Genomic DNA, 23,461 nt, shown 5'->3' on the forward strand with positions numbered 1-23,461 from the left:
ATGGGGAAAAACATTTTAAAAAATCGATCCTTCTTATTTATGTGGATTGGTAGTGCGATTTCTGAATTAGGCGGTGCATTCGGTACGCTATGCAATTCCATTCTTATTTATCAATTAACAGGCTCAAAAATGGCTTTAGGAAGTATGTGGTTACTTTACTTTATTCCATCACTTCTTTTGCAACTTGTTATTGGTCCTTTCATTGATAAGTGGAGTCGGAAATGGATTATGATTGTATCTCAGTGGACACGTGGACTCGCTTTTTTACTCCCTCTATTTATGATAATCATTGGAAATGTAGAAACATGGCATATTTTTGTTGTACAAATAATAGTGGGTTGCATCACCCCACTTTATGTACCAGCCAATCAAGCGATTACACCAACAATTGTATTAAAGGAAGAGCTACAAACAGCGAATGCTTATATTGATGGAATGGTTCGCCTTATGATGTTTTTAGCTCCTGTATTAGGAGGAATTGTTATTGAGTTTATAGGAGTAAAGCTGACTTTATTTTTCGTTTGTTTATTTCTATTTATAAGTGGTATTTTGCTATTGTTCATTCAGGAACATAGAGTAACTCAAACAGTTCGTAAAAGTTGGTTAAGGCAATCTATTGAAGGATTCACATATTATTTCAAACACCCTATTATTGTTTGGTTAAGTGTTTTTCTCACATTTGTTCAATTTGGAGTAGGTGTAACTATGGTGATCAATCTTCCATATATAATAGATGAGTTTTCAGCAAGTTATGCTAGTTATGGATATTTTATGGCAGGTTTTCCCCTTGGATATGTAATTGGCTCTATACTTGTTGGGAAAGTGCGGTACCATAGTCGGCGTTTTCTAATGCTTGGGGCGTTATTAATAGGAGGAATAACATATATTGCACTAGGCCTGAATCATAGTATCTTTTTAGCAATTATCATTGAAGTTGTAGCTGGTGTATGTATGGCGTTTTTTAATGTTCATAACACGACAATATGCCAACAAACTGTGCCAAATGATATGATGGGGAAAATATTTTCTGTACGCTTATTTTTAATAAGAGGTGCGATGCCATTAGGTGTTCTAGTTGGGGGAGTATTGAGTGAAATATGGGGAGTAAGAGCGCTATATATATTGATTGGATTGGTTATATGTATAACATCAACTGTAGGTATGTTATTGTCATATTTTAAATTTCTCGATGAATCAATTGAGGAGAAATCGGCGTAATGTTTGGATTTTATATAATGGATAAAAATTAATAAATCGTTTTAATTGAAAATAATTATCAAAATCAACTATAATGAAAGAATACTAGAAGTATTTGCATACAAAAGGGAGTGGAATATATGTTTATCGAAACAAAAACGCTTACAGTAAAAGAAGGGACTTCAGATCTTGTTGTTCAACGTTTTTCGGGAGAAGGAATCATTGAAAAATTTGAAGGATTTATCGATTTAAGTGTTCTCGTTAAGAAGGCAAGAAGAGGGGACGAAGAAGTTGTTATTATGATTCGCTGGGAATCTGAAGATGCATGGAAAAACTGGGAGACAAGTGAAGAGCATTTAGCAGGGCATAGAGCAAGTCGCGGGAAGCCAAAACCAGAACATATTTTGAAATCTGAGCATGCTGTGTATTATGTGAAGGCTTCAAAATCAGCATATCAACAATCATAATCAAAAAAAGAAGGAAATAAATTTTGTAAAATAAAAGACATAGAGGTGTCATGAAGCCTTTTAATACCAATGTCTTTTCTATAATATATGAAAGAATACATCACACAATATGTAGTGGTGTATTTTTTGTTTTATAAAACCTTTAAATGTACTCATATACTACAACTGCTAAATAAATTACCTTGAGAGTTTTTGATATATTTGTTCAAAGTTTATTTGGTATGTGTAATTTATTTAACAAGCACAAATAATATTACACATGTAAACAATATAAGTAAAAATCCATTGGGAATTCAGTCCTGCCTTGCGGGAGATAGGTACCGCCAATATTAAAAAAACTATGTTAAGCAAAATAAATATGAAAAGATAATTCTAACCACATATAGGTAAATGTACAGATTTCAAAATGATACAGGCTGTAGAAAATGGGGGATGTTTTTATGACTATAGTAGGTTGAAAAGATTGCATATAAGTATCTTGAAATTTATATAACAGAACTTTTAAGTATTATTTTTAATAGTAAATGGAACAAAAAAATCTGTTATCTTGTCTATATAATGGAGTCAATTATAAAACGCGAAGAAAGGTTTTTATGCTTATTTAAATAAGCTTGAGGTGTTGAGATGGAACATAAGGTTATTGAAAATTGTAATCATGATGAAATTGATTATGTTATAAGAACGCACTGGCAAGATGTATGGAATTATTCATTTATTATTACGAAAGATACACATTTATCAGATGATATAACTCAAGATGTGTTTATAAAAGTATTTAACAAGTGGGATTCATTTCGGAATGAGTCCTCTGTTAAAACATGGTTATTAAAAATTACAAGGAATACAGCTTTAAATTATTTGAAGTCATCCTATTTTAAGAGGATTTCTTTAGTAAGTTTCTTTAAAAATGATAAGGATTATCCGTCAGCAGAAAAACAATTTTTTCAAAAAGAAAATATGGATGAAGTTTGGGACATTGTATTAAATTTGCCAAAAAAACATCGTGAAGTATTAATATTAGATGCAAAATATGAATTATCTTATGATGAAATTGCTGAAACATTAGGAGTTTCTATTGGAACTGTGAAATCTAGACTACATCGCGCTCGTGCACGGGTTTCAAAAATATTAGCGGAGGATGAATTATGAACAATGATAGAAAGCCGGATTGGTATAAAGAATTAAAAAGCGGGCCAATGAAACAGCCTCAAGACGAAGAGGAATTTATTTATAAAATAAAACAATCTATATACCAAAATAGGGAAGAAGATAGTCCTAAATATAGACGGCCATTTCGGATAAAGATATTTACTGTTGCAGTTGTTCTAGTTTTTACAGTTGTGCTGTTTAACTCTCAACAATTCTGGCTTGGAAAAAATGAACCGCCTGTACAAAGTAGTACCCAAATTGAGGTTAAGGTAAAAGATGAATCTGATCAAGATCAATCCCTAAAACAATTTATGGATGAATTAAATCAAAATACGATATTAAAAAATAAGAATGATTTATATAGAGTGCTGGATGAAAATTTTGTTTTTAAAGGAGAACAGTATAATAAAAATGATTGGAAGTTTGATGAAGATATTTTTCATGATATACAAGTAGCTCTTGCAATGGGCGGGGAATTTGTGAATGATACTAAAACATTATATAAAATACCTAGTGGATTGGCAGAAAGTAATCAAACAAAGAAGGAACGCTATGTGTATGCAACGGTTGTTGGAAAGGAAACGAAAGTTTTAGTTGAACCAAAGCGGGATTCACGTGTTATATATAGAGTGTCTAATGAAACAGTAAAAGCTTGGATTCCAGAAAAAACGAAGAATGATGGATATATAAAAATAACAACAATCAATGGTTATACAGGCTATGTAGAAAAAGAGTATATTTCAATTGATATTAAGTATTCTTTCACTTTCGAAAAACAAAAGGATGGTATGTGGAAGATAAAAAATATAGATTCTATATGGTAAAAGAGACAGGTTCGATAAAGTGAACCTGTCTCTTTATTTTTTATTCTCTTTTTGAAAAGTATCCCAAGCGCTAAAAATTTTAGCTGCAACAGGAGCTGCCCCTTTTGTTCTGAAATCACCACCAGGAATAATAACAGAAATAGCGATTTGTGGATCTTTAGTAGGGGCATATGCGATAAAAAGAGAATGATTTATAACCTTTTCTTGTTTGTTCGGTGACCCAGTTATTCCTGTTTTACCAGCAACGTCAAAAGGCAAGTTTTTAATTTCTTGTATATTGTTACTCATACCATTTTGTAAGACGTCCCAGAAACTTGCAGGATAATGATTTGAACTTTCTAAAATTGGTTTGAGTTCTTTCCTTTTTTTATCATTGTTATCAATGATAGCATTAACAATTTTAGGTTTGTATTTGTCCCCTTTGTTTGCCAGTGTTGCTGCGTATTGCACGAGTTGAAGAGGAGTATGCACTTCGTTTCCTCCCCAAGAGGCATTCAATAAAGCGGAAATGCCATTTTCAAACTTACCAGATGTATGTAATTTGTATTGTCCTGCTTCTTCGAAGGGTAAATCAACACCAGTTTTGGAACGGAGGCCAAATTGTTTTAAATAACTTGTCCAAATGGTTGCTACTTTGTCCAAATTCCCATTATTTTGATTAAATAATGGAATCGCTACTTTTGCTGTCATAAATGTATTGGATGAATTAATGATAGCTTGACTTGGTGTAATTTCACCAGTTGGAGTTCCAGCGGCATTGGTGATGTTATTTTGATTATTATATTGAAAACTGCCTTTATCTAAATATGTATCAGCAGGTTTAAATAGTTTTTCGTTTAAACCAATTAAAATAGTAAGGGGTTTTATTGTTGATCCCATATTTACATAGGATTCATCATACTTTAATTTTTGGATCGCTTTATTTTGAGCAAGTAAATTTATGTGTTCCTTTTCAGAAGATGATAAATGTGTATTTCGTATATTTGGATCAAAATCTGGTGAGTTTACCATAGTTAATATTTCTCCGGTTTTTACATCCATTACTACAGCATAACCGGCATTAGCATCGGGTGTTTTCTGAATTTGAGATTTTAGTGCTTCTTCTGTTTTTTGTTGAAGCTTATAATCTAGTGCTAGCTGAATATCTTTCCCTTTTTGGGGACTTTGGATATTCCATAAGAACTTTTTATTTTTTAATTTAAAAGTGAGAGTTTTTCCTGGGACTCCTTTTAAATCGTTTTCATATTGAAGTTCAACCCCGTTTTTACCAACAGGAACATAATTAGAATTAGAGCTGTTTTTTTCATAATCTACATACCCAATTACTTGTGAAGCAATTTCATGCTGTGGGTAAACACGTATCAATTCATCTTTTATTATTACATTTTGAAATTTATTTTCGCTTATAAATGTTAACTCTTTATCATTTATGTTTGCCTGTAATAGTATTTCGCTTTTATTATGATGTTTACAAAATTTTTGTAATTTTGAATTTATGTCATCTACTGAAATTTTATGATGAAATGTGGATGAAAATTTATTTAAAAAACTTGATAGATCCGTTACCTCCTGATTGGTGGGACAGCCATTATTATAAACATAATACAGAGATTTTATTTTTTTATTTGTGGCTAGTATGACTCCATTTCGATCAATAATTTTACCTCTTTCAGTTGAAGAAGTTGTGATAGCAAACGAAATAAAACTTGTTTTGAATAAAATCGTTAAAACAACTCCTAAAATGAAAAAGATAGTTAAAATTATCCATATTTTCAATTTTGTATGTAACATAAAATCCTCCCTTATCCAGATTCTATTCTATCTTAAAATTTATTATTTTTTTTGTAAATGTGGGAACAACTTTATTATTTGGATTGTCTATTAAGTGTAATAGCATTTTTAGAAAAAAGTTGCTAAGAAAGGAGCAATGATAATGAAAAAGAAAATGATAGTAAAAATAGGTCTATGCGCAAGTATATTGGGGTTTAGCCAATTTGCAAGTTCAATATTTCCAGTGCATGCTGCGGAAAAAGTAGAGCAAATAAAAAACAAAGTTCAAGAGAAGGATGTATCCATTTCACAGTTGCATCCAAAGGTATGGATGCATACAAGTGTTGGAGTAGTAAACGGAACACGTATTCCTGCAAATGGTTTAATTCTTGAAACGTCAAAAGGATTAGTGCTGATTGATACACCTTGGAATGATGCTCTTACAGATCAATTGTTTCAGCTATTAAAAAAATAATTTCCTAAAAAAGAGGTCACAGAGGCAATTATGACGCATGCGCATGACGATCGTATAGGGGACTAAAAAAGGTATCAATGTACACAGTACTGCTTTAACTGCTAAATTAGCAGAGCAACAAGGCTTTGATAAGCCTCTAGGAGATTTGAAGGAAATCGAAAATATGCGATTTGGAGATACAAAGGTGAAAACATATTACCCAGGAAAGGGACATACAAAAGATAATATTACAGTATGGTTGCCACAGTACAAAATATTATTTGGAGGATGTTTAGTAAAATCTTTAGATACGCGAGAAATTGTACAAACTCCAGGTTCATATCTCTTTAATTGGTCAAAAGCTATAAAAAAAATAGAGGGGACCTACAAAAATAAAAACATTGTTGTACCAGGACATGGAGATCCAGGAGATAATCGTTTATTTACTCATACATTGGATTTACTAAAAAATTACAAAGGATAATATGAAGTTCGCATGATATAGAGTGACAGTCTAACGTATGTTTTGTAGATATGTATGAGAAATAGGAGGAGCTGCTTATGATAGAATGCGGTTTCTCTTATTTCATTTCGATATAGGAGAACGATTTCAATTTCTTTTACCTGTGAAGCTATCCAAATTACAAGTTTATGAAAGAAGACAACATGTTAATAGGCATGAAATCCATAAAGAATAAAAAACGGAGGATTTATGAAAAAACAAAAAGGAAAGAAACAGAAAACACATATTCCTATCCGATTAAATTTAATGTTTTTCTGTGTGTTTTTACTATTTTCAGCTATTATTATTCAGCTAGGAAAAGTACAAATCGTTGATGGAGAGACTTATAAGAATCAAGTGAAAAAAAATGAAAATGCAACAACAAGTATTTCAGTTCCTCGAGGGAAAATTTATGATCGAGAAGGTAAACCAGTTGTTGATAATAGACCCATTCGTACTATTACGTATACAAGATTGAAGGGAGTATCCTCTGAAAGTATTTTAAAAACGGCGAAAGATCTTGCAAATGTACTTGAAATACCAGAAGAAGACATAAGTAAGTTAACCGAGATAGATAAAAAAGATTTTTGGATGCAATTAAATAAGAAACGTGCCGAAGCAAAGATTACGAAGCAAGATGAGGAAAAGTTGAGAAAAAAGAGCATAGAGGGAAAAGAGTTAGATAAGAAAATTGAAGAGTTAAGACGAAAGCGTATTACAGAAGAAGAATTAGCAGAGTTAACGCCACAAGATTTAAAAGTGTTAGCTATTAAAAGTAAAATGAGTTCTGGTTATCAAATGACACCACAAATTATAAAAAAAGATGTGACAGAGCCAGAGTATACGAGGATAAGTGAAAATTTAGCAAAATTTCCAGGTGTAGATGCAACAGTTGACTGGGAACGTAATTATGTAAATGGTGATTTATTCCGTTCGGTATTAGGTAATATAACAAGCGCTGAAGAAGGACTGCCCAAAGAACACTTAGACTCTTATTTGGTACGTGGTTACAATCGTAATGATCGCGTTGGAAAAAGTTATATTGAACAACGATATGAAGATGTATTACATGGAACAAAAGAAGAAGTTAAAAATACAACTGATAAAGCAGGAAACATTATTCAGACAGAAACAGTTTCTAAAGGAAAAAGTGGTAACAATTTGACATTAACAATTGATATGGAATTACAAAAGAAAGTGGAGGAAAGTATAGAAAAAAATTTAAGAGCTTTTAAAAGTTCAGAACCATTAATGGATCGTGCTTTTGTTGTCATGATGGATCCAAAAACGGGACAACTTTTATCTATGGCTGGTAAGAGGTTTGTAGAAAAAGATGGGAAAACAGAAATAGAAGATTTTGCATTAGGCAACATGGTAACTTCTTATGAGTTAGGATCAGCTGTAAAAGGAGCTACTTTATTAACTGGATACCAAACAGGAGCTATACAATCAGGGACTCAATTTTATGACGTACCTATGAAGTTTAAAGGTACGAGATTTAAAAAATCATGGAATGTATCTGGATTTGGGAATATTAATGATTTAAGGGCTTTACAAATATCGTCTAATGTATACATGTTTCATACAGCGTTACAAATAGCCGGAGTGAATTATGTACCAGATAGTTCATTGGATATTAAACAAGCAGCATTTGACACAATGCGTTATTATTTTAAACAATTTGGTTTAGGAGTCCCAACAGGAATCAATTTACCGAATGAAATAACTGGGCAAACGAGGCAGAAAGATAGCCAACCTGGATTTTTATTAGATTTTTCTATTGGACAGTATGATACGTATACACCACTACAATTAGCACAATATATTTCAACGATTGCAAATGGCGGATACCGAATGCAGCCTCAAATTGTCCAAGAGATTCGAGAACAAACAACAAAAAAAGAAGAGATTGGAAAAGTTATACAATCTATAGAGCCTGTTGTGTTAAATCGAGTGGATGCGAAGACAGAGTATATTGATCGAGTAAAAGAAGGTTTTAGATGGGTATTTCAAGAAGGCGATGGAACTGGTGTGAAATATTTCCAAAAGGCTCCGTATAAACCAGCTGGGAAAACTGGAACAGCTCAGACGGTATATGGAGGAGATAATAAAATTGGGAGGGATGAGAAGGGGAAACGTATTGATTGCTACAATTTAACATTAGTTGGATATGCTCCATATGATAATCCAGAAATAGCATTTTCTGTAGTAGTCCCTTGGGTTCATAACGATAAAGTTGGTATTAATTCATTAATTGGAAAGGATATATTAGATATATACTTTGATTTGAAAAAGCAACGTATGAATGGCGAAGCTACCAATACAGATAGCTCTAATCAAAATTAGTAAAAATTTAGCATCTCTCTTTAGGAAAGATAATTATTACTAGGATTCAAGAAATTCTGTGTATATAAGATATAAAAGGATTTATGAACAAGAGAATAAAAGAATTAGATTTGATACGTGAAATAGCAGCTATTACAGTTGTTATTTCACATTTTTTTGATAATACCTTTGCTACCAGGCGATATGAAATTATCAAATCTTAGATTCTTATGGGCCAGTGAAGAACTAGTGGATATATACTACCTATGGCAATTTATTAATCTAATTAAAAGAAGGAGAAGATTGAATTGAAAAAAATATGGGGGCTACTTTTCTTTTGTTTCGTACTTGTGTTGGTAGGGTGTAATAAAGAAGAAACGCCAGAACAAGCATTTAATACGTATGTAAAAGCATGGAATAAGCAAAAATTTGAAGATATGTATGATAAGTTATCAGAAAATGCCAAAAAAAACATTTCGAAAAAAGATTTTACGGAGAAATATGAAAAGATTTATGCGGGTATTGAAGTTCAAAATTTGAAAGTAGAAACAGGAAAAGTAAAAAAAGATAAAGAAGATAAAGGACCTTTTCTTTTTAAAGTGAGCATGGATACCGTAGGAGGAGAAATTTCTTTTTCGCATGAAGCAAAACTTGTTAAAGAAAAAGATGGAGATAAGGAATCTTGGAAAATAGATTGGACTCCAGATTTCATTTTTCCAGATATGAAAAAAGATTATAAAGTACGTATGCAGACAGAGCAAGGAAAACGCGGCGAAATATATGATCGAAATGGAAATGGACTTGCAACGAATGGAAAAGCAACTGAAATTGGGATTATTCCAGGAAAATTAGGAGAAGCGGCAGCTCAAACGAAAGAAACAGTAGCACAATTACTTAATATGTCTGTAGAAGAGGTCGACCAGAAGCTCACAGCAAAATGGATAAAACCAGATTCCTATGTACCAATTGGTATTTTACCAGAAGGGACAACGCAAAATGATTATATTTCGTTGGAAGGTGTTTCGTCTCGCCCAGTAAAAATTCGTACATATCCATTAGGAGAAGCGGCAGCGCACTTAACAGGGTATATTGGACAAGTAAATGCAGAGGAGTTAAAAACGCTTCAGAAAAAAGGATATCAAGCAGATGATTTAGTAGGTAAGAGCGGTTTAGAGAAAGTATTAGAAGATAAATTGCGCGGTGAAAAGGGTGGACGCGTATTTATGGAAGGTGTGAACGGAAAAGAGATTAAAAACTTAGCAAAAAAAGAAGCTCAAGATGGAAAAAATGTCACGTTAACAATTGATGCTGCAATTCAAGAAAAAATCTTTAATGAAATGAAAAATGAAGCAGGATCTAGTGCGGCGATCAATCCCAAAACAGGTGAAACAATTGCACTAGTAAGTAGTCCTGCTTATAATCCGAATATGATAGTCAGAGGAGCATCAAAAGCACAACGTGAAGCATGGAATAATGATTTGAAAAAGCCAATGATAAATCGCTTCACACAGGCATTTGTACCAGGGTCTGTATTTAAAACAATTACAGGTGCAATTGGCCTGGAAACGAAAACGATAAATCCGAAGGAAGAATTTAAAATTGAAGGATTAAAGTGGACAAAAGATTCATCGTGGGGAAATTACTATGTAACACGTGTGAAAGATGCTAGTCCAATTGATTTCGATAAGGCAATGAAGTACTCTGATAATATTTATTTTGCACAACAAGCTTTGAAAATAGGAAAAGATCAGTATTTAAGTGAACTTAAGAAGTTCGGATTTCATGAAAAGTTACCAATCGAATACGAATTTCCTATTTCAATAATTGCAAAAGATGGGATAAAAAATGATATTCAACTGGCAGACACAGGATACGGACAAGGACAAGTATTAATGACGCCTCTTCATTTGGCATTAACATATGCACCGATTATAAATGAAGGAAATATTCCGTTGCCTTATCTTATAAAAGAAGAAAAAGAAGCGGAAAATTGGAAAGAAAATGTGATTTCTAAAGAAAGTCAAGGAATATTAAAGAATGCGTTAATAAAGGTAATTAATGATTCCGATGGTGCGGGGAGAATTGCTAAGGTTGATGGTATAACTCTTGCTGGTAAAACAGGTACAGCAGAACTTAAAGAATCAAAAGAGGCGGATGGAAAAGAACTTGGATGGTTTGCAGCTTTCGATGCAAATGCACCGAATATGGTTGTTACCATGATGATTGAAGATGTAAAGGGAAGAGGAGGAAGCAACGTTCCAGGTGAAAAAATAAAACATGTTTTTCAGAAGTGACAAAAAAGAACCCTTTTATAAAAAGGGTTCTTTTTTAGTAAAAAACATCATTTAAACATTCCAAAACGATGTTTTTTCTTTTAACTCTTCACTTCGTTATACAACTCCAGTCCTTCTTTCACATTCAAGCCATTTTTGACAATACCATGTATCGCTTGAATCATTGCAGCTGGATGTTCAGACTGCCAAATGTTTCGTCCCATATCAACGCCAATGGCACCTTCTTGTAATGCTTGATACGTAATGGTTAAAGCGGCTTCGATTGAATCTAATTTTGGTCCTCCTGCAATGACGACTGGAGCAGGGCATGTGCTTGTGATTTTTTCAAATCCTTCGCAGTAATACGTTTTAATAATATCAGCACCCATTTCAACGCAGACGCGCGATGCAAGTGCTAAAAATCGTGCTTCTCGTTTTTGTAGTTCTTTTGCAACAGCTGTAATGCCGAGAACAGGTAAACCGTAATCATGTGCTTCAGAAACAACATTTGCTAGATTGGAAACTGTTTGTGTTTCATAATCGGAACCAACAAAAACAGATACACCAACTCCGGCCACATTTTGCCGCAATGCTTCCTTGATTGGTGTAACAATGGTTTCATTTGCTAAATCTTTGCCAACTACAGTTGGTCCACCTGAAACACGTAAAACCATCGGTGTTTTGCAGTTTTCAGGAATACAAGCGTTTAGTACGCCTCTTGTTAAAAAGAGAGAATCGGTGTAGGGAAGTAAATTCTTCACTGTTTCTAAAGGTTGTTCTAATCCATGAATTGGACCTAAAAAATAACCGTGATCAATCGCTAACATAACAGCCTTTCCATCAGGTAATATTGTATTTAAACGATTTTGAAATCCCCAAGTCATTGTAAATCACTCCTTCGTTAAATTTGGATTTTCTGTTTGTACAGTATCTTTTTCTTGTAAATGAGGTGACTTAATAAAGACAGCTTTAAAGATTTGATCTGAGTGGTTAATCAGATAGTGAGATTCATGAGGACGAACTTGTAAGACATCGCCTTGTTTTACAGGAACTTTTTCATTATCAATATAGAAATCAATTTCACCTTCTAGAGCATAAAAAATTTCTTCACATGTTGTATGATAATGATTTTGAAACTCTTGACCGGGCTGAATGACTACAATACCAAGGTCGATATTAGGGCCTTTCACTAAATATTTAGGACCATTGTTACCAAAGCGATAGGCGAAATCATCTTCATTTACTTTGAGCATGTTGTTCACTCCTTTATGTAATGTGTTACAGCGCACCTGGTGCAATCCACATATGTGATGTTAACCCTTCATCTGCTAGTGAGAGTTGTTTTTCATAAACTGATTTCCATGTTTGATAGAATCGCTGATATAGTTTGTGATTTTCAGTATTCGGTTCATATGTACTTTCCCACTTTACAAATTTTTGTGAGGTTGCATCCATAAAGTCATATACACCAGCACCAACTCCGGCAGCAATTGCTGTTCCTAAAGCGGCGGCTTCTTTTACAACTGGTACTTTGACAGGAACTCCAAGAACGTCTGCGACAATTTGTGGCCATAGTTTTCCTTTTGCAGCGCCACCCGCAAATATCACTTCAGAAGGGAATTTTCCTGTTAAAGCTTCTATTAATTTTAGGTTTCCGAGTGTTACAAATGCAGCATTTTCTTCAATTGCACGGAACAATTCTTTTTTCCCACATTTATCAGCTTCTAAGCTTAAATTGATGAAAGAAGGTGCTGCATGGCGCCAAGAGATATAATTCATTACATCTGAAAAGACCGGCATAATACCATATGATCCGACCGGTACATGTTTTGCTTGTTCTTCTAATAATTCATAAGCGTCTACACCTAGTTTAGTAGCAAGTTGTTTCTCTTCTTGGCAAAAAGCATCTCGAAACCATCGCATAACGAGACCAGGGAAAAAAGCGATTGTCTCATATTGCCAAAGTGTAGGGATAGCGTGGCAATTTACACGAATACGAGCATTTGGATCAGCTTCTGGACTTGTTATATTTACTTCTTGTTGCCAAAAGCTGCCGCCGCAAATAAAAGTTTGTTCTGGATTCACGACCCCTGAACCGAGCGAAGCCATTTGGGCATCGCCACCACCAGCAACAACTGGTGTTCCCACTTGTAATCCAGTTAGTTCTGCACTTTGTTTTGTTACATGACCAATAACCGTGCCGGCTTCATTTACTTTTGGAGAAAAGGATAGGTTTAGGCCACATTGATCAGCAATCGCATGATCCCAAGTTCTATTTTGTAATTGGAATATACCGGACGTACATCCGTTTGAAGGATCTATTTGCAATACGCCACACAATTTATAAAGAATCCAATCGTTTAACATCGTAAAGGAATGAATGTTTTTATATACATCAGGTTGATGTTTTTGAATCCATAGTAGTCTAGGTAAAGCACCTAACGCGAAAGTTTGCCCCGATTTGGCATATAAATCTTCTTCAAGATGAACGCGTATTTGTTTTAATTCACTTACTTCTTGAGAAGCACGACCATCAACGTTTGCACATGCCCATATCTCGAAACCATTTTTATCATATAAAACAAATCCTTCACGCATGCTTGTTGCGCTAATGGCTTTAATAGAAGAAGGGTTTGTGTTGCTCTTTTGAAGTACATCTTTCGTACACTCTTGTACAAGTTTCCAGTTTTGTACAACATCAAAGTTCATAGAGCCGGGATAACGAGTGTCTGGTTTATGAAACCATTCTTTTTGACTAACAGCGAGCTGATTCCCTTGTAAATCAAAAAGGACGGCCCGGATACTACCAGTGCCAGCATCGTATGCTAATAGAGCAGACATTATGTGTCACCTTCCTTTCTTAATAGAGAGAGTGCAGTTGCTTCATCGGTGATTAATGTATGAATGAATCCACCTTTTAAGGCCCCGTAAATTGCATCCAGCTTCTCTTCACCTCCAGCTACACCGACTACATGCTTCATATTTCGAAGAGTGGAAAGAGGTGTACCAATTAGGCGAGTGTGATGGGGCAGTTCTAGTACTTCTCCATGTGCATTATAAAATTGTCCCAAAATATCTCCAGCCCCGTTTTGACTTCGTATATAGGTCATTTCCCGAAGTGTTATTTTTTCTTCTTTTAAAATTGTTGCCTCATGAGATAAGCCACCAATACCGACCACTGCTGTGTTAGCAAGTGAAGCGACGTGCAACATATCTTTAACGGATGGTTCTGAAAGGATACTTTGCGCCATTTCATTTGTAGATGCTAAAAATGGTGTAGGAATGATATGGAGCTCTCCTTGCACATGATTTAAATAGCTTTGTTTTCTAGGAAGGTAGTGATTTACCCCGCCAGTAAGTGTAACGATAGAAAGCTGCATAGATGATTCGAAATGGATATTTTCTAGTATTTTTGATATTGTTTCTCCCCAGCCAATGCCGAGTAAATCTCCTTGTTGCAGATGTGTTTCTAAATACTGTGCGGCAGCCTTCCCTAAAGAATAGGTAGGGTTTTCCATCGGTGTAGGAATAATAAAAGAGTCTTTTAAATGAAAGGTTTTAATTAGTTCACGTTCAATGCTTAAACAATGTAAACCAGTACCTTTTACATGAAAGGTAACGATGCCTTCAGCTCGCGCTTTATCTAGTAAACGAACAACTTTATTTCGTGAAATATGAAGTAATGAGGCGACCTCTTGCTGCGTTAAATGATCTTTATAGTAATACCAGGCGACTTTTGTTAACAAATTTTCTTCAAAGTTCGGCTGTGACATTCTCTTCATCCCTTTCAACAATTGACCGTTGCTTAAACATATGTGTTTATTTTTTTATTTATACCGTTAGAAGTAGCAATTGTTTTGAAGAAAAATGTGTTCTAGATATGAAAAAAGGGATATACAATGCTACAAAACAAGTAGAACAAAAAATCATTTTCTCAAAAATTGTTGTGTACAAAGGCAGGTGAAAAGGTATGGGGTCTGTTCCATTATTAAAAGTGAAACAGATAAGTAAGTCATTTTCCGGTCAACTTGTGTTAAAAGAAGTTACTTTGGAGTTAAAGCGCGGAGAAGTATATGCGCTAGTAGGCGGAAATGGTGCAGGAAAATCAACACTAATGAAAATATTAACAGGCTTATATTTATATGATGCTGGAGAAATGTATGTAAAAGGAGTATTACGAAGTTTTTCTAATCCAGCAGAAGCACATTGTAATGGTATTTATTTGATTCCACAAGAGCCACTAATTTTTCCTCATATGACAATTGAAGAAAATATATGTATTGGAATAAAAGCCCGAAAGAAAGAGCTTCGTTCAAAGTTAAAAAAATTGATAAAAAGTTTAGGGTGGGATATACATCTTAATGAACTTGGAGGTTCTTTATCCATAGCGCAGCAACAGTTAGTAGAAATATTAAGAGGATTAATAAGAGAAGCTGAGATTCTTATTTTAGATGAGCCAACATCGACATTAACAACTCATGAAATAAAGAGTCTTTTTGTGCTGATGAAAAGCTTAAAGGAAAAAGGAATCGGTATGATTTATATTACACATCGATTTCCAGAAATCTTTGAAATTGCGAATAAAGTAGCTATCTTACGTGATGGAATGATAGTAAGTCAAGGGAACGTATCAAATTATACATATGACATGCTAATGGAGGGATTACTGCCCAAAGATTATCAACAGGAGGAAAAGAAAGAAGCATCTCATAAAGCGATGAAATATTCTAAACGAATATTAGAGATAGTAAATTTATCGAGCTATGCATTTCGGGATATTTCACTTCAAGTAAATACCGGAGAGATTGTTGGAATTGCTGGTGTTGTTGGATCAGGTAGGACAGAATTAGCAGAAACAATTTACGGATTAAGAACAGCCAAGACCGGTAATATTTTATTAGAAGAGAAGAAAATTACAGATTGGTCTACGAAAAAAAGATTAGATGAAGGAATTGCATATGTTCCTGAGGACCGGGCTGGAAATGGAATTTTTGCAATTGGATCGGTTAAAGAGAATATAACTTCAGCTTCTTTGCAGCGACTTAGTTCATTTTTTATAAACCACAAAAAAGAAAGCGCTTTATCTGAGTCGTATATTCAAAAGTTTAGGATCGTTGTTCATGATATAGATGACAAAATGACATCCTTATCAGGTGGAAACCAACAAAAGATTGTATTAGCTAAGTATCTTGCTTGTGAACCTAAACTAATTATTCTTGATGAACCAACACGTGGAATTGACGCGAAAGCAAGATTAGAAGTGTATGAGGCAATTCAACATTTAAAACAATCAGGTCTTGCAATTTTATTAATCTCATCAGATGTAGAAGAAATTATTCAATTAGCCAATCGTGTGTATGTTATGAGGAATGGTGAACTCGTCTCTCATTTAGAAGAAGGTACAGTTTGTATAGATGAAGTTACACGTCTCGCATATGGAGGAAGGGAGAGTGTAACGGAATGAAAGTGGTTTCTAATCTACTGAAAATGCATGAAACTTCTATTGTCATTTTATTATTTATTTATATACTCTTCGTAGGGATTGTTAATTCTGATTTTGTCCAGTTTGGTTCGCTCTCTTTAATTATGAAATCAAGTCTTATTTTAGTCATACTAGCCATTGGTCAATCGTTCGTATTATTCACTAAAAATATTGATGTTTCGGTCGGCTCTATTATGGGATTAAGCGCTGCTATTTGCGGGATGCTTTTGACAAACGGGCATCATATAGTTATTTCGATCGTTATTACAGTATTGCTTGGAGCTGTTATTGGGACAGTAAATGGGATTGGGGTTACAAAGTTTCGTGTACCTGCAATTATTATGACGCTAGGAATGTTAGGGATTATCCGAGGCACGATGTTGATATATACAGGCGGAAAATGGATTGAAGATATTCCTAATGATTATAAAAAAATGTCTTCTGTTACGATGCTAGGGCTTCCTATTACAGTATGGATTGTTTTTGGTATTTTACTAGTATTATATATTTTCCTCACAAAAGTACCTTTTGGAAGATATTTTTATGCTGCCGGGGATAATGAAGACGGGGCACGCCTTATTGGAATACCAGTAGACAAAGTGAAAATATATGCATTTATCATTTCAGGAATAAGTGCAGCAATTGCCGGATGCATATTTGTTATGAATATCGGTTTTGTACCAAACCAAACGGGTACGGGTATTGAACTACAAGTAATTGCGGCAGCTGTTCTCGGGGGGATTCATCTAAAAGGGGGTACGGGTTCTATATTCGGAGCAGCACTGGGAGCGATTTTTTTAGAAGTTATAAGTAGTTCACTAGTTTTTTTAAAAATACCTGCTTTTTGGAACAGTGCTATATCTGGTTTTTTACTTTTGTTAATTATCGTATTAGATAGCATCTTAAAAAAATGGAAGGAAATGCGCCGTTTACGAGAGAGAGGGATGAATCTATGAAGTATGTACGTGGAGTTTTAAGATGGGAAGGCGTTCTGATTTTATTACTTATCATAGAGTTCATCCTCTTTAGTTTGTTAAATAGTGATTTTTTAAATATTAGTAATTTACTTTTCAGCATGAATGATTTTATTTTTATTACAATTGCTGCAATTCCAATGACCTTTGTTATTGTGACAGGTGGGATCGATGTATCTGTAGGATCGATCATGGGACTTACTTCCATTCTTATTGGTGTACTTTGGATGAATGGTATCTCGATTGTTTTAGCTGTAATAATTGCTATTTTGATAAGTTGTTTAGCAGGAGGTATCAACGGAATAATTATTAAAATGACAGATGTAGAACCACTTGTTGTTACACTTGGAACGATGTTTTTATACTCAGGAATAGCACTTGTTATTTCAGGAGGATCAAATGCAGCAGGATATGAAGGAATAAGCGGATTACCAGATTCTTACGTACAACTGGCAAATGGTAGCTTTCTAGGACTCCCAAACTTACTATGGTTACTTTTTCTTTTGACTGCGTTGTTTACAATCTTACTTCATCGAACAAAGTATGGCCGTTATGTCATACTGACAGGTGCAAATGAAAAAGCCGCTAAGTATTCTGGTATTCGGACAAAAAAGGTAGTCATTATTGCATATATTCTTTCTGGGTTAGGAGGTGGATTAGGAGGGGCCTTTTTAACTGCATATTTTGGCTCAGCACGTGCTGATATTGGAAGCGAGACAATTTTGCCGGTGATTACAGCAGTCGTATTAGGTGGCACGCTCATTACTGGTGGAAAGGGTAGTATTCTCGGAACCGTACTAGCTAGCATATGCATTGGAATGATGCAGTACGGTTTGCAAATGACAGGCTTAACGAATGAACAGTCAAATGTAGTTGTTGGCATCATACTTATTCTTTCTGTTATGATCAGGCATTTCAAATTACAGCAAATCACAATGTGGAAAAGAAGGAAATTGCATAAGGGGGAAATGTCATGAAACGACAACTGGGGATTTTTATTATTATGTGCGTTTGTGTAATCGGCTTAATCGCATGCTCTAGTCAAAAAGCAGATAAGAAAAAAGTAGATGATGTGAAATTTGCTTTCATTCCAAAATTAACAGGGGTTGGCTTCTTTACATCCGGAGGTGAAGGGGCAAAAGAAATGGGAGATAAGTTAGGTGTACAAGTGAAATATGATGGATCATCAGAGGCAAGTGTATCAGGCCAAGTGAAATATATAAATAATTTTATTAATCAAAACTATGATGCATTAATGGTCTCATCTACATCGGTTGATGGACTTTCACAATCATTACAACGGGCGAAGAAAAAGGGAATGACAGTTTTAACATGGGACTCTGATGTAAATCCGAAAGACCGCTCATTCTATATAAGTCAAGGAACGCCGGAACAGCTTGCTAATTTATTAATTCAAATGACTTCATCACAAATTGGAGATAAAGGAAAGGTAGCATTCTTTTATTCAAGCCCGACTGTAACAGATCAAAATCAATGGGTGACAAAGGCGAAAGAGATCATAAAAGAGAAATATCCGAACTGGGAAATTGTGACGACGCAGTACGGAGAAAATAACGCGCAAAAATCACTATCGGTTGGAGAGAGTATTTTAAAAACATATCCAGATATTAATGCGATAATTTGTCCCGATGCGACAGCACTACCAGCAATGGCGCAAGCTGCTGAAAATTTAAAGATGGATAAAAAGGTAGTTGTGACAGGATTTTCAACTCCAAATGTAATGCGAGATTATGTGAAACGTGGGACGGTAAAACAATTTGGATTATGGGATGTAAAACAACAAGCTGCACTAGCAACTTATGTCGCAAATGAAATTGTAGTAAAAGGGAAAAAGTTAAAAGTTGGTGATACTTTTGATGTAGCGGGAATCGGAAAAGTGAAAGTAGAACCGAATTCTATCCAAGGCTACGATTATGAAGCTGATGGAAATGGCATTATTGTATTACCAGAACGAGTCGTGTTTACGAAGGATAATATTGATAAATATAATTTTTAATGTAAAAAGTTCATTCCTATGTAAAAGGGGATGAACTTTTTATTGTTTTTTGATGAGAAGAGAGTAGTAATCATGTTACGTCAACCCTATAAAAGTATGAAAAAATCCCTAGTTAATTGGCCCTTTGTGAGGTGGTGACAATAATATCTTAATTATATAATTATGTAGAATATATATAATAAAAGGGGGATTTGAATGTTATTTCATTATCATTTTTGGACACCTTATTTAGAAGAAATGGAGAACTTTTATAAAAGCTGTGGTTTTCGTATTTCTAAAAGAATCGGAAGGTGTAATGAAGAATTTTGTAAATTTGACCCACCATTAACTTGGGAGGATTTTCGTGATAAACAGGTACTTTTTCGAATTATTGAAGTTAGAAAAGGGAGAGTAAACATTACATTTGGCTATGGGAAAAAAATCAAATTTGATCATATTGGTTTCCTTACGTCAAAAGAAGAATGTGAACGAATTTGTGCACAAGCTGAGAAATTAAAGTGGAAAGTAAATAGAGGGGACAAAAGAACCTTCATTTCAACACCATATGATTTTCGAATTGAACTGCAAACAAATATGGATGCAATAGATGACATTGAGAGCATAGAAGAGTTGCAGAAAATTGTAATGACAATAAAAAAATCTGGATTAGAACAAGATCTTTCATGTTTATTTCAAAAAGAAATAAACAGTATTGAAACGATTCTTGATAATAAAACGACATTGAAAAATGTATGTTTTAATCCTTCATACAAAAAGGCCCTAAAAGATCCTAATGGAGTAGAAATACTTTTATGAAACTTATTTGAAGTGTTATGTAAATCAAAAATAGATTTGTGAAAATATGTCATTTCAGCTCTTTATGTTATAATCGTTCTGAATATTCAAACTTGAATTCAGGAGGACTATAAATGCTTACACACGAACAAATCTCCAACTTATTTAGAAATTTTTCTGTTAAGGAATGTAAAGGGTCAAGTGCTTTATACGAACATGTATCATTAAAAATATCAGAAGATGAAGAACTGCTTACACTAGCATCACATGCACAACTTGGTCAGCCAACCCCGAATTTATTATTTGGTGCCGTTCACTACTTATTATTGAAAGGGAATAACCATATATTAAAACAATACTATGGTAGTCTCGTTTCCACCCCAGAAAAAAATCTAGACCAAGCTTTTCATCATTTTAAAGATTTTTGTCAAATTCATAGTGAGGAGATTATCTCTATTTTAAAAACGAAGCTAGTTCAGACAAATGAAGTAAGAAGATGTACATATTTATACCCGAGCTTTTGTTATGTATTTAATAAGATTAATAAACCTCTAGCGTTAATTGAAATTGGGACAAGTGCTGGTTTACAGTTGTTTTGGGATCAATATAGCTATTCATATGGAACAGGAGAGGTATACGGAAATATAAAATCTAACGTTCATTTAGAATCAGAAATAAAAGGGGATAATCAGCCGCTTCTCTTACAACAAAGTCCTCCTGTCACCGAAAGAATTGGTCTTGATTTGCACATAAATGATTTGAATGATGAGGAAGACTATTTATGGTTACGTGCGCTCATTTGGCCAGAGCATAAAGAACGACTTGAAATGTTTGATCATGCAGCCGCTTGTTTAAAAGAACAATCTGTGAAACTCATAGAAGGGGATGGAGTAGCTCTTCTTTCAGAAATTGCAGAACAAATTCCAGAGGATTCAGTAATTTGTGTATTCCATACACATGTAGCGAATCAAATACCAGAGAGTGTAAAGCATAAATTAGTAGAGCAGATTAAAGAAATTGGTGCGAAACGCGATGTTTTCCATCTTTACAACAACATGTGGGATAGAGATCTTCATCTTGATTATTTTATGAATGGTAAAGAATATAATGAAACTGTTGGAGAAATAGATGGCCATGCGCGGTGGTTTAGTTGGGGGTTAGAAGATAAATCGCTTTGTTAGACTTTACAGGAAGGTAAAAGGGCAACCGTAATAGGTTGTCTTTTTTTATACCGATTTAATGGGTAGTAACACTCCGACTCCAAAGTTCGGAAAAATATATAGGGGATCAACTGCTTGTAAGAGCCTAACTGGTTCCATTAACTGTGGATTTGAAATAAAGTTACACTGTTTATCCCGCATTAACGGGCAGTAAGACCCCTACCTCAAAATTCAGCGAAAGCATAGAAGTTAGGTAGGGGATCAACTGCCCGTAAAAGCCCGATTCGTTCAACTAATAATCAGTGGGGGATGAAGAAAACCCCCACTGATTAAAGTTTCACTTTATAAAAAAGTCGTACCGTTATTACATTATCAAGACCTAAATTATAAAAATCCTTAAAAATAAAGGAGAGCACATATTAATCATGTATAATATGTGCCCTTCGTTCTTATCTATACCTTATTCTTGCCTAACAGTTTCTCTAAAAATATACTTATTCTTAATTACAATAAAACTAACGATTGCAAGCAATAATCCAGAAAAAACAAATACATTCCGAACTCCAAAATAATCGGGAAGTAATCCCATTATCAGTGATGAAACTCCGAATGCCCCTGTTACAATTGTGCCAATGGAAGTATAAACGGTTGCTAACTTTTCTTTGGGAACACTCGTTCGAATTGACGTTTGTTGTGGAATGTTTTTTAATTGTCCAAAAAGACCGATTAATGCTGACAAAATCAAAGCAGTAACTGGCATACTCGTCATACTAAATAGAATGGTTAAGACGAACGACATACAAGCACCTGTAAGAATAAAAGCATATCGGTTTTTCTCTACGAACTTGGAAAACTTAACACATGTTATACTGCCTAAAACTAAACCGACAAAAAAGGAACTATTTATAAATCCCCACCATTGTTCTTTCTCATTTAAAGACTGTTCGACATACACATATAATATAGCTGCAATCCAAACAGTGGATGCAATGGTTTCTAAAAATTCCATTCGGACAAGTATTCTTAAGGGGGAGGTAATCTTAATTGTTTTCCATCCTTGTGTTAACTGGTCCCGTTTTTTCCAGTGGCTTACTGACTTGTATTCTACACTTTTTAAGAAGTTTAATACCAAGTTTATATAAATGGAAGTACGTTACCTAAAAAAGAACTTGAGAAGATTTTACTTTCGATAGTTGAATAGAGAGTATGTAAAATGATGTGAATTTCAGAGAATAATCAAACATTTTTAGTAGGATCAGTCATTTTTCTTTTTGTACTTATTTGCAATGTAGTGGAAATATATATGAATAGAAAGAGGGAGAATAAATTAAGAGCCAATTAAATAATGAAACTAAAGAATCTAGGAATATGGTTTTTCCTTTAAAACAACTATCATGTAATCGTTGGTCCTACAAAAAAGATGATAGTCCTCAACTCAAGATGTTAAGAAAGAGATAAAAACAGGGTGCTAAAATGGGTGAAATGATAAATATGCATTTCTTCTAAAATGCAGGTATCTTTTGAATATATGTCGAAAACGATAGAAATCTTAAAAATTCTTTTAAGATAAAAAACGCTTTAAAAAGAACACTAGTTTGTATATACTGAATACAACTAAACATAGAAGAAGGGAAGAAAAAATAATGATTAATAAAGTCGGTCAAATTATGTTATATGTAAATAATCAAGATGAGGCTTTACAATTTTGGACAGAAAAAGTAGGGTTTAGCTTAGTTGCTGAAGAAGATAACGGTCAAGGATTCAAATGGATTGAAATTGCTCCAACAAAGGAAGCTGAAACGAGTATCATCCTACATAATAGAGAATTAATCGCTAAAATGCAGCCTGAATTAAATCTTAATACACCTTCGATGCTGTTTTTTACTGAAAATCTGGATAAGTTATATAAAGAATTTGTCGATAAAAAAATTACAGTCGGCGAAATTGTAAATATGCCTTCTGGTAGAGCATTTAATTTTGCGGATCATGAGAAAAATTATTTTGCAATTATGGAAAAGAAATAATTTAAAGTGTATATCAATTTGAAATAAAACCACGATGTTTTAAAGTTTGTTTAGATCCTGTTTTACAGG

Annotated in this window: 18 protein-coding genes and 2 pseudogenes; 14 read left to right on the forward strand and 6 right to left on the reverse strand. The window is 34.1% G+C overall.

Features of this window, described 5'->3' with window-relative positions; translation table 11 throughout:
- The 4 genes from AZF08_RS18165 (at position 1) to AZF08_RS18180 (ending at position 3,637) form a co-directional block, all read left to right on the forward strand.
- The gene (locus AZF08_RS18165) at positions 1–1,218 is read left to right on the forward strand and encodes an MFS transporter (RefSeq protein ID WP_033677958.1); all 1,218 of its coding nucleotides are present in this window, start codon (positions 1–3) and stop codon (positions 1,216–1,218) included.
- Positions 1,219–1,337: 119 nt separating this feature from the next.
- Positions 1,338–1,664: an antibiotic biosynthesis monooxygenase family protein gene (locus AZF08_RS18170; RefSeq protein ID WP_033677959.1), complete on the forward strand. Its 327-nt coding sequence runs from the start codon at positions 1,338–1,340 to the stop codon at positions 1,662–1,664.
- 624 nt (positions 1,665–2,288) lie between these two features.
- Positions 2,289–2,813 (forward strand): RNA polymerase sigma factor, encoded by a 525-nt coding sequence (locus AZF08_RS18175; RefSeq protein ID WP_033677960.1) that lies wholly within the window; start codon positions 2,289–2,291, stop codon positions 2,811–2,813.
- Complete coding sequence (locus tag AZF08_RS18180) at positions 2,810–3,637, forward strand: SH3 domain-containing protein (protein WP_033677962.1); 828 nt, start codon at positions 2,810–2,812, stop codon at positions 3,635–3,637. The genes AZF08_RS18175 and AZF08_RS18180 overlap by 4 nt, the downstream gene beginning before the upstream one ends.
- Before the next feature lie 17 nt (positions 3,638–3,654).
- Here AZF08_RS18180 and AZF08_RS18185 read toward each other — a convergent pair.
- A pseudogene (locus tag AZF08_RS18185) lies at positions 3,655–5,428 on the reverse strand (peptidoglycan D,D-transpeptidase FtsI family protein); the annotation flags it as partial.
- Positions 5,429–5,570: 142 nt separating this feature from the next.
- Between AZF08_RS18185 and bla the strand changes: the two are divergent.
- The 3 genes and pseudogenes from bla to AZF08_RS18200 all read left to right on the forward strand — a co-directional run bounded on the left by bla (position 5,571) and on the right by AZF08_RS18200 (position 10,982).
- Positions 5,571–6,345: pseudogene (gene bla, locus AZF08_RS18190) on the forward strand (subclass B1 metallo-beta-lactamase).
- Between the two features lie 228 nt (positions 6,346–6,573).
- Positions 6,574–8,709 carry a peptidoglycan D,D-transpeptidase FtsI family protein gene (locus tag AZF08_RS18195; RefSeq protein WP_033677966.1) on the forward strand — a complete coding sequence of 712 codons (2,136 nt, stop codon included), beginning with the start codon at positions 6,574–6,576 and terminating at the stop codon, positions 8,707–8,709.
- 287 nt (positions 8,710–8,996) lie between these two features.
- Positions 8,997–10,982, forward strand: a complete 1,986-nt coding sequence (locus tag AZF08_RS18200) for a penicillin-binding transpeptidase domain-containing protein (RefSeq protein ID WP_033677970.1) — start codon at positions 8,997–8,999, stop codon at positions 10,980–10,982.
- An 80-nt stretch (positions 10,983–11,062) separates the two neighbouring features.
- On the opposite strand, the gene lsrF is transcribed toward AZF08_RS18200, so the two are convergent.
- From lsrF to AZF08_RS18220, 4 genes are read right to left on the reverse strand one after another with little or no spacing between them, the layout of a single operon-like run.
- A complete protein-coding gene (gene lsrF / locus AZF08_RS18205) occupies positions 11,063–11,845 on the reverse strand; it encodes a 3-hydroxy-5-phosphonooxypentane-2,4-dione thiolase (RefSeq protein ID WP_033677972.1) in 783 nt (260 codons plus the stop codon).
- A 6-nt stretch (positions 11,846–11,851) separates the two neighbouring features.
- A complete protein-coding gene (locus AZF08_RS18210; RefSeq protein WP_033677973.1) occupies positions 11,852–12,214 on the reverse strand; it encodes a cupin domain-containing protein in 363 nt (120 codons plus the stop codon).
- Positions 12,215–12,239: 25 nt separating this feature from the next.
- The gene (gene lsrK, locus AZF08_RS18215) at positions 12,240–13,802 is read right to left on the reverse strand and encodes an autoinducer-2 kinase (protein WP_033677975.1); all 1,563 of its coding nucleotides are present in this window, start codon (positions 13,800–13,802) and stop codon (positions 12,240–12,242) included.
- On the reverse strand, positions 13,802–14,752 hold the full coding sequence (locus AZF08_RS18220; RefSeq protein WP_200875237.1) for a sugar-binding transcriptional regulator: 951 nt from the start codon (positions 14,750–14,752) through the stop codon (positions 13,802–13,804). Before AZF08_RS18220 ends, lsrK begins: the two co-directional genes overlap by 1 nt.
- A gap of 179 nt (positions 14,753–14,931) precedes the next feature.
- On the opposite strand from AZF08_RS18220, the gene AZF08_RS18225 reads away from it, so the two are divergent.
- The 6 genes from AZF08_RS18225 to AZF08_RS18250 all read left to right on the forward strand — a co-directional run bounded on the left by AZF08_RS18225 (position 14,932) and on the right by AZF08_RS18250 (position 21,389).
- Entirely contained in the window at positions 14,932–16,425 is a 1,494-nt protein-coding gene (locus tag AZF08_RS18225) for a sugar ABC transporter ATP-binding protein (RefSeq protein WP_033677982.1), read from the forward strand.
- Positions 16,422–17,399 (forward strand): ABC transporter permease subunit, encoded by a 978-nt coding sequence (locus AZF08_RS18230; RefSeq protein ID WP_033677984.1) that lies wholly within the window; start codon positions 16,422–16,424, stop codon positions 17,397–17,399. Before AZF08_RS18225 ends, AZF08_RS18230 begins: the two co-directional genes overlap by 4 nt.
- Positions 17,396–18,394, forward strand: a complete 999-nt coding sequence (locus AZF08_RS18235; RefSeq protein ID WP_033677986.1) for an ABC transporter permease — start codon at positions 17,396–17,398, stop codon at positions 18,392–18,394. The genes AZF08_RS18230 and AZF08_RS18235 overlap by 4 nt, the downstream gene beginning before the upstream one ends.
- Positions 18,391–19,434, forward strand: a complete 1,044-nt coding sequence (gene lsrB, locus AZF08_RS18240) for an autoinducer 2 ABC transporter substrate-binding protein LsrB (protein ID WP_033677988.1) — start codon at positions 18,391–18,393, stop codon at positions 19,432–19,434. The genes AZF08_RS18235 and lsrB overlap by 4 nt, the downstream gene beginning before the upstream one ends.
- Before the next feature lie 195 nt (positions 19,435–19,629).
- On the forward strand, positions 19,630–20,229 hold the full coding sequence (locus AZF08_RS18245; protein WP_033677990.1) for a hypothetical protein: 600 nt from the start codon (positions 19,630–19,632) through the stop codon (positions 20,227–20,229).
- Positions 20,230–20,342: 113 nt separating this feature from the next.
- Positions 20,343–21,389 carry a DUF2332 domain-containing protein gene (locus AZF08_RS18250; RefSeq protein ID WP_033677992.1) on the forward strand — a complete coding sequence of 349 codons (1,047 nt, stop codon included), beginning with the start codon at positions 20,343–20,345 and terminating at the stop codon, positions 21,387–21,389.
- 439 nt (positions 21,390–21,828) lie between these two features.
- Here AZF08_RS18250 and AZF08_RS18255 read toward each other — a convergent pair whose 3' ends face one another.
- Positions 21,829–22,500, reverse strand: coding sequence for an MFS transporter (locus tag AZF08_RS18255; protein WP_235190087.1), 672 nt, complete (start codon positions 22,498–22,500; stop codon positions 21,829–21,831).
- Positions 22,501–23,011: 511 nt separating this feature from the next.
- On the opposite strand from AZF08_RS18255, the gene AZF08_RS18260 reads away from it, so the two are divergent.
- Positions 23,012–23,392: a VOC family protein gene (locus AZF08_RS18260; RefSeq protein ID WP_033676497.1), complete on the forward strand. Its 381-nt coding sequence runs from the start codon at positions 23,012–23,014 to the stop codon at positions 23,390–23,392.
- Positions 23,393–23,461: the final 69 nt, after the last annotated feature.

This window comes from Bacillus gaemokensis, from assembly GCF_001590835.1.
In the GTDB taxonomy this organism is placed as follows: domain Bacteria; phylum Bacillota; class Bacilli; order Bacillales; family Bacillaceae_G; genus Bacillus_A; species Bacillus_A gaemokensis.

Bases quoted from the DNA above. Each gene is read 5' to 3' on its own strand.
- AZF08_RS18165 (WP_033677958.1), top strand. From the start codon at position 1: ATGGGGAAAAACATTTTAAAAAATCGATCCTTCTTATTTATGTGGATT.
- AZF08_RS18170 (WP_033677959.1), top strand. From the start codon at position 1,338: ATGTTTATCGAAACAAAAACGCTTACAGTAAAAGAAGGGACTTCAGAT.
- AZF08_RS18175 (WP_033677960.1), top strand. From the start codon at position 2,289: ATGGAACATAAGGTTATTGAAAATTGTAATCATGATGAAATTGATTAT.
- AZF08_RS18180 (WP_033677962.1), top strand. From the start codon at position 2,810: ATGAACAATGATAGAAAGCCGGATTGGTATAAAGAATTAAAAAGCGGG.
- AZF08_RS18195 (WP_033677966.1), top strand. From the start codon at position 6,574: ATGAAAAAACAAAAAGGAAAGAAACAGAAAACACATATTCCTATCCGA.
- lsrF (WP_033677972.1), bottom strand. From the start codon at position 11,845: ATGACTTGGGGATTTCAAAATCGTTTAAATACAATATTACCTGATGGA.
- AZF08_RS18210 (WP_033677973.1), bottom strand. From the start codon at position 12,214: ATGCTCAAAGTAAATGAAGATGATTTCGCCTATCGCTTTGGTAACAAT.
- lsrK (WP_033677975.1), bottom strand. From the start codon at position 13,802: ATGTCTGCTCTATTAGCATACGATGCTGGCACTGGTAGTATCCGGGCC.
- AZF08_RS18225 (WP_033677982.1), top strand. From the start codon at position 14,932: ATGGGGTCTGTTCCATTATTAAAAGTGAAACAGATAAGTAAGTCATTT.
- AZF08_RS18230 (WP_033677984.1), top strand. From the start codon at position 16,422: ATGAAAGTGGTTTCTAATCTACTGAAAATGCATGAAACTTCTATTGTC.
- AZF08_RS18235 (WP_033677986.1), top strand. From the start codon at position 17,396: ATGAAGTATGTACGTGGAGTTTTAAGATGGGAAGGCGTTCTGATTTTA.
- lsrB (WP_033677988.1), top strand. From the start codon at position 18,391: ATGAAACGACAACTGGGGATTTTTATTATTATGTGCGTTTGTGTAATC.
- AZF08_RS18245 (WP_033677990.1), top strand. From the start codon at position 19,630: ATGTTATTTCATTATCATTTTTGGACACCTTATTTAGAAGAAATGGAG.
- AZF08_RS18250 (WP_033677992.1), top strand. From the start codon at position 20,343: ATGCTTACACACGAACAAATCTCCAACTTATTTAGAAATTTTTCTGTT.
- AZF08_RS18260 (WP_033676497.1), top strand. From the start codon at position 23,012: ATGATTAATAAAGTCGGTCAAATTATGTTATATGTAAATAATCAAGAT.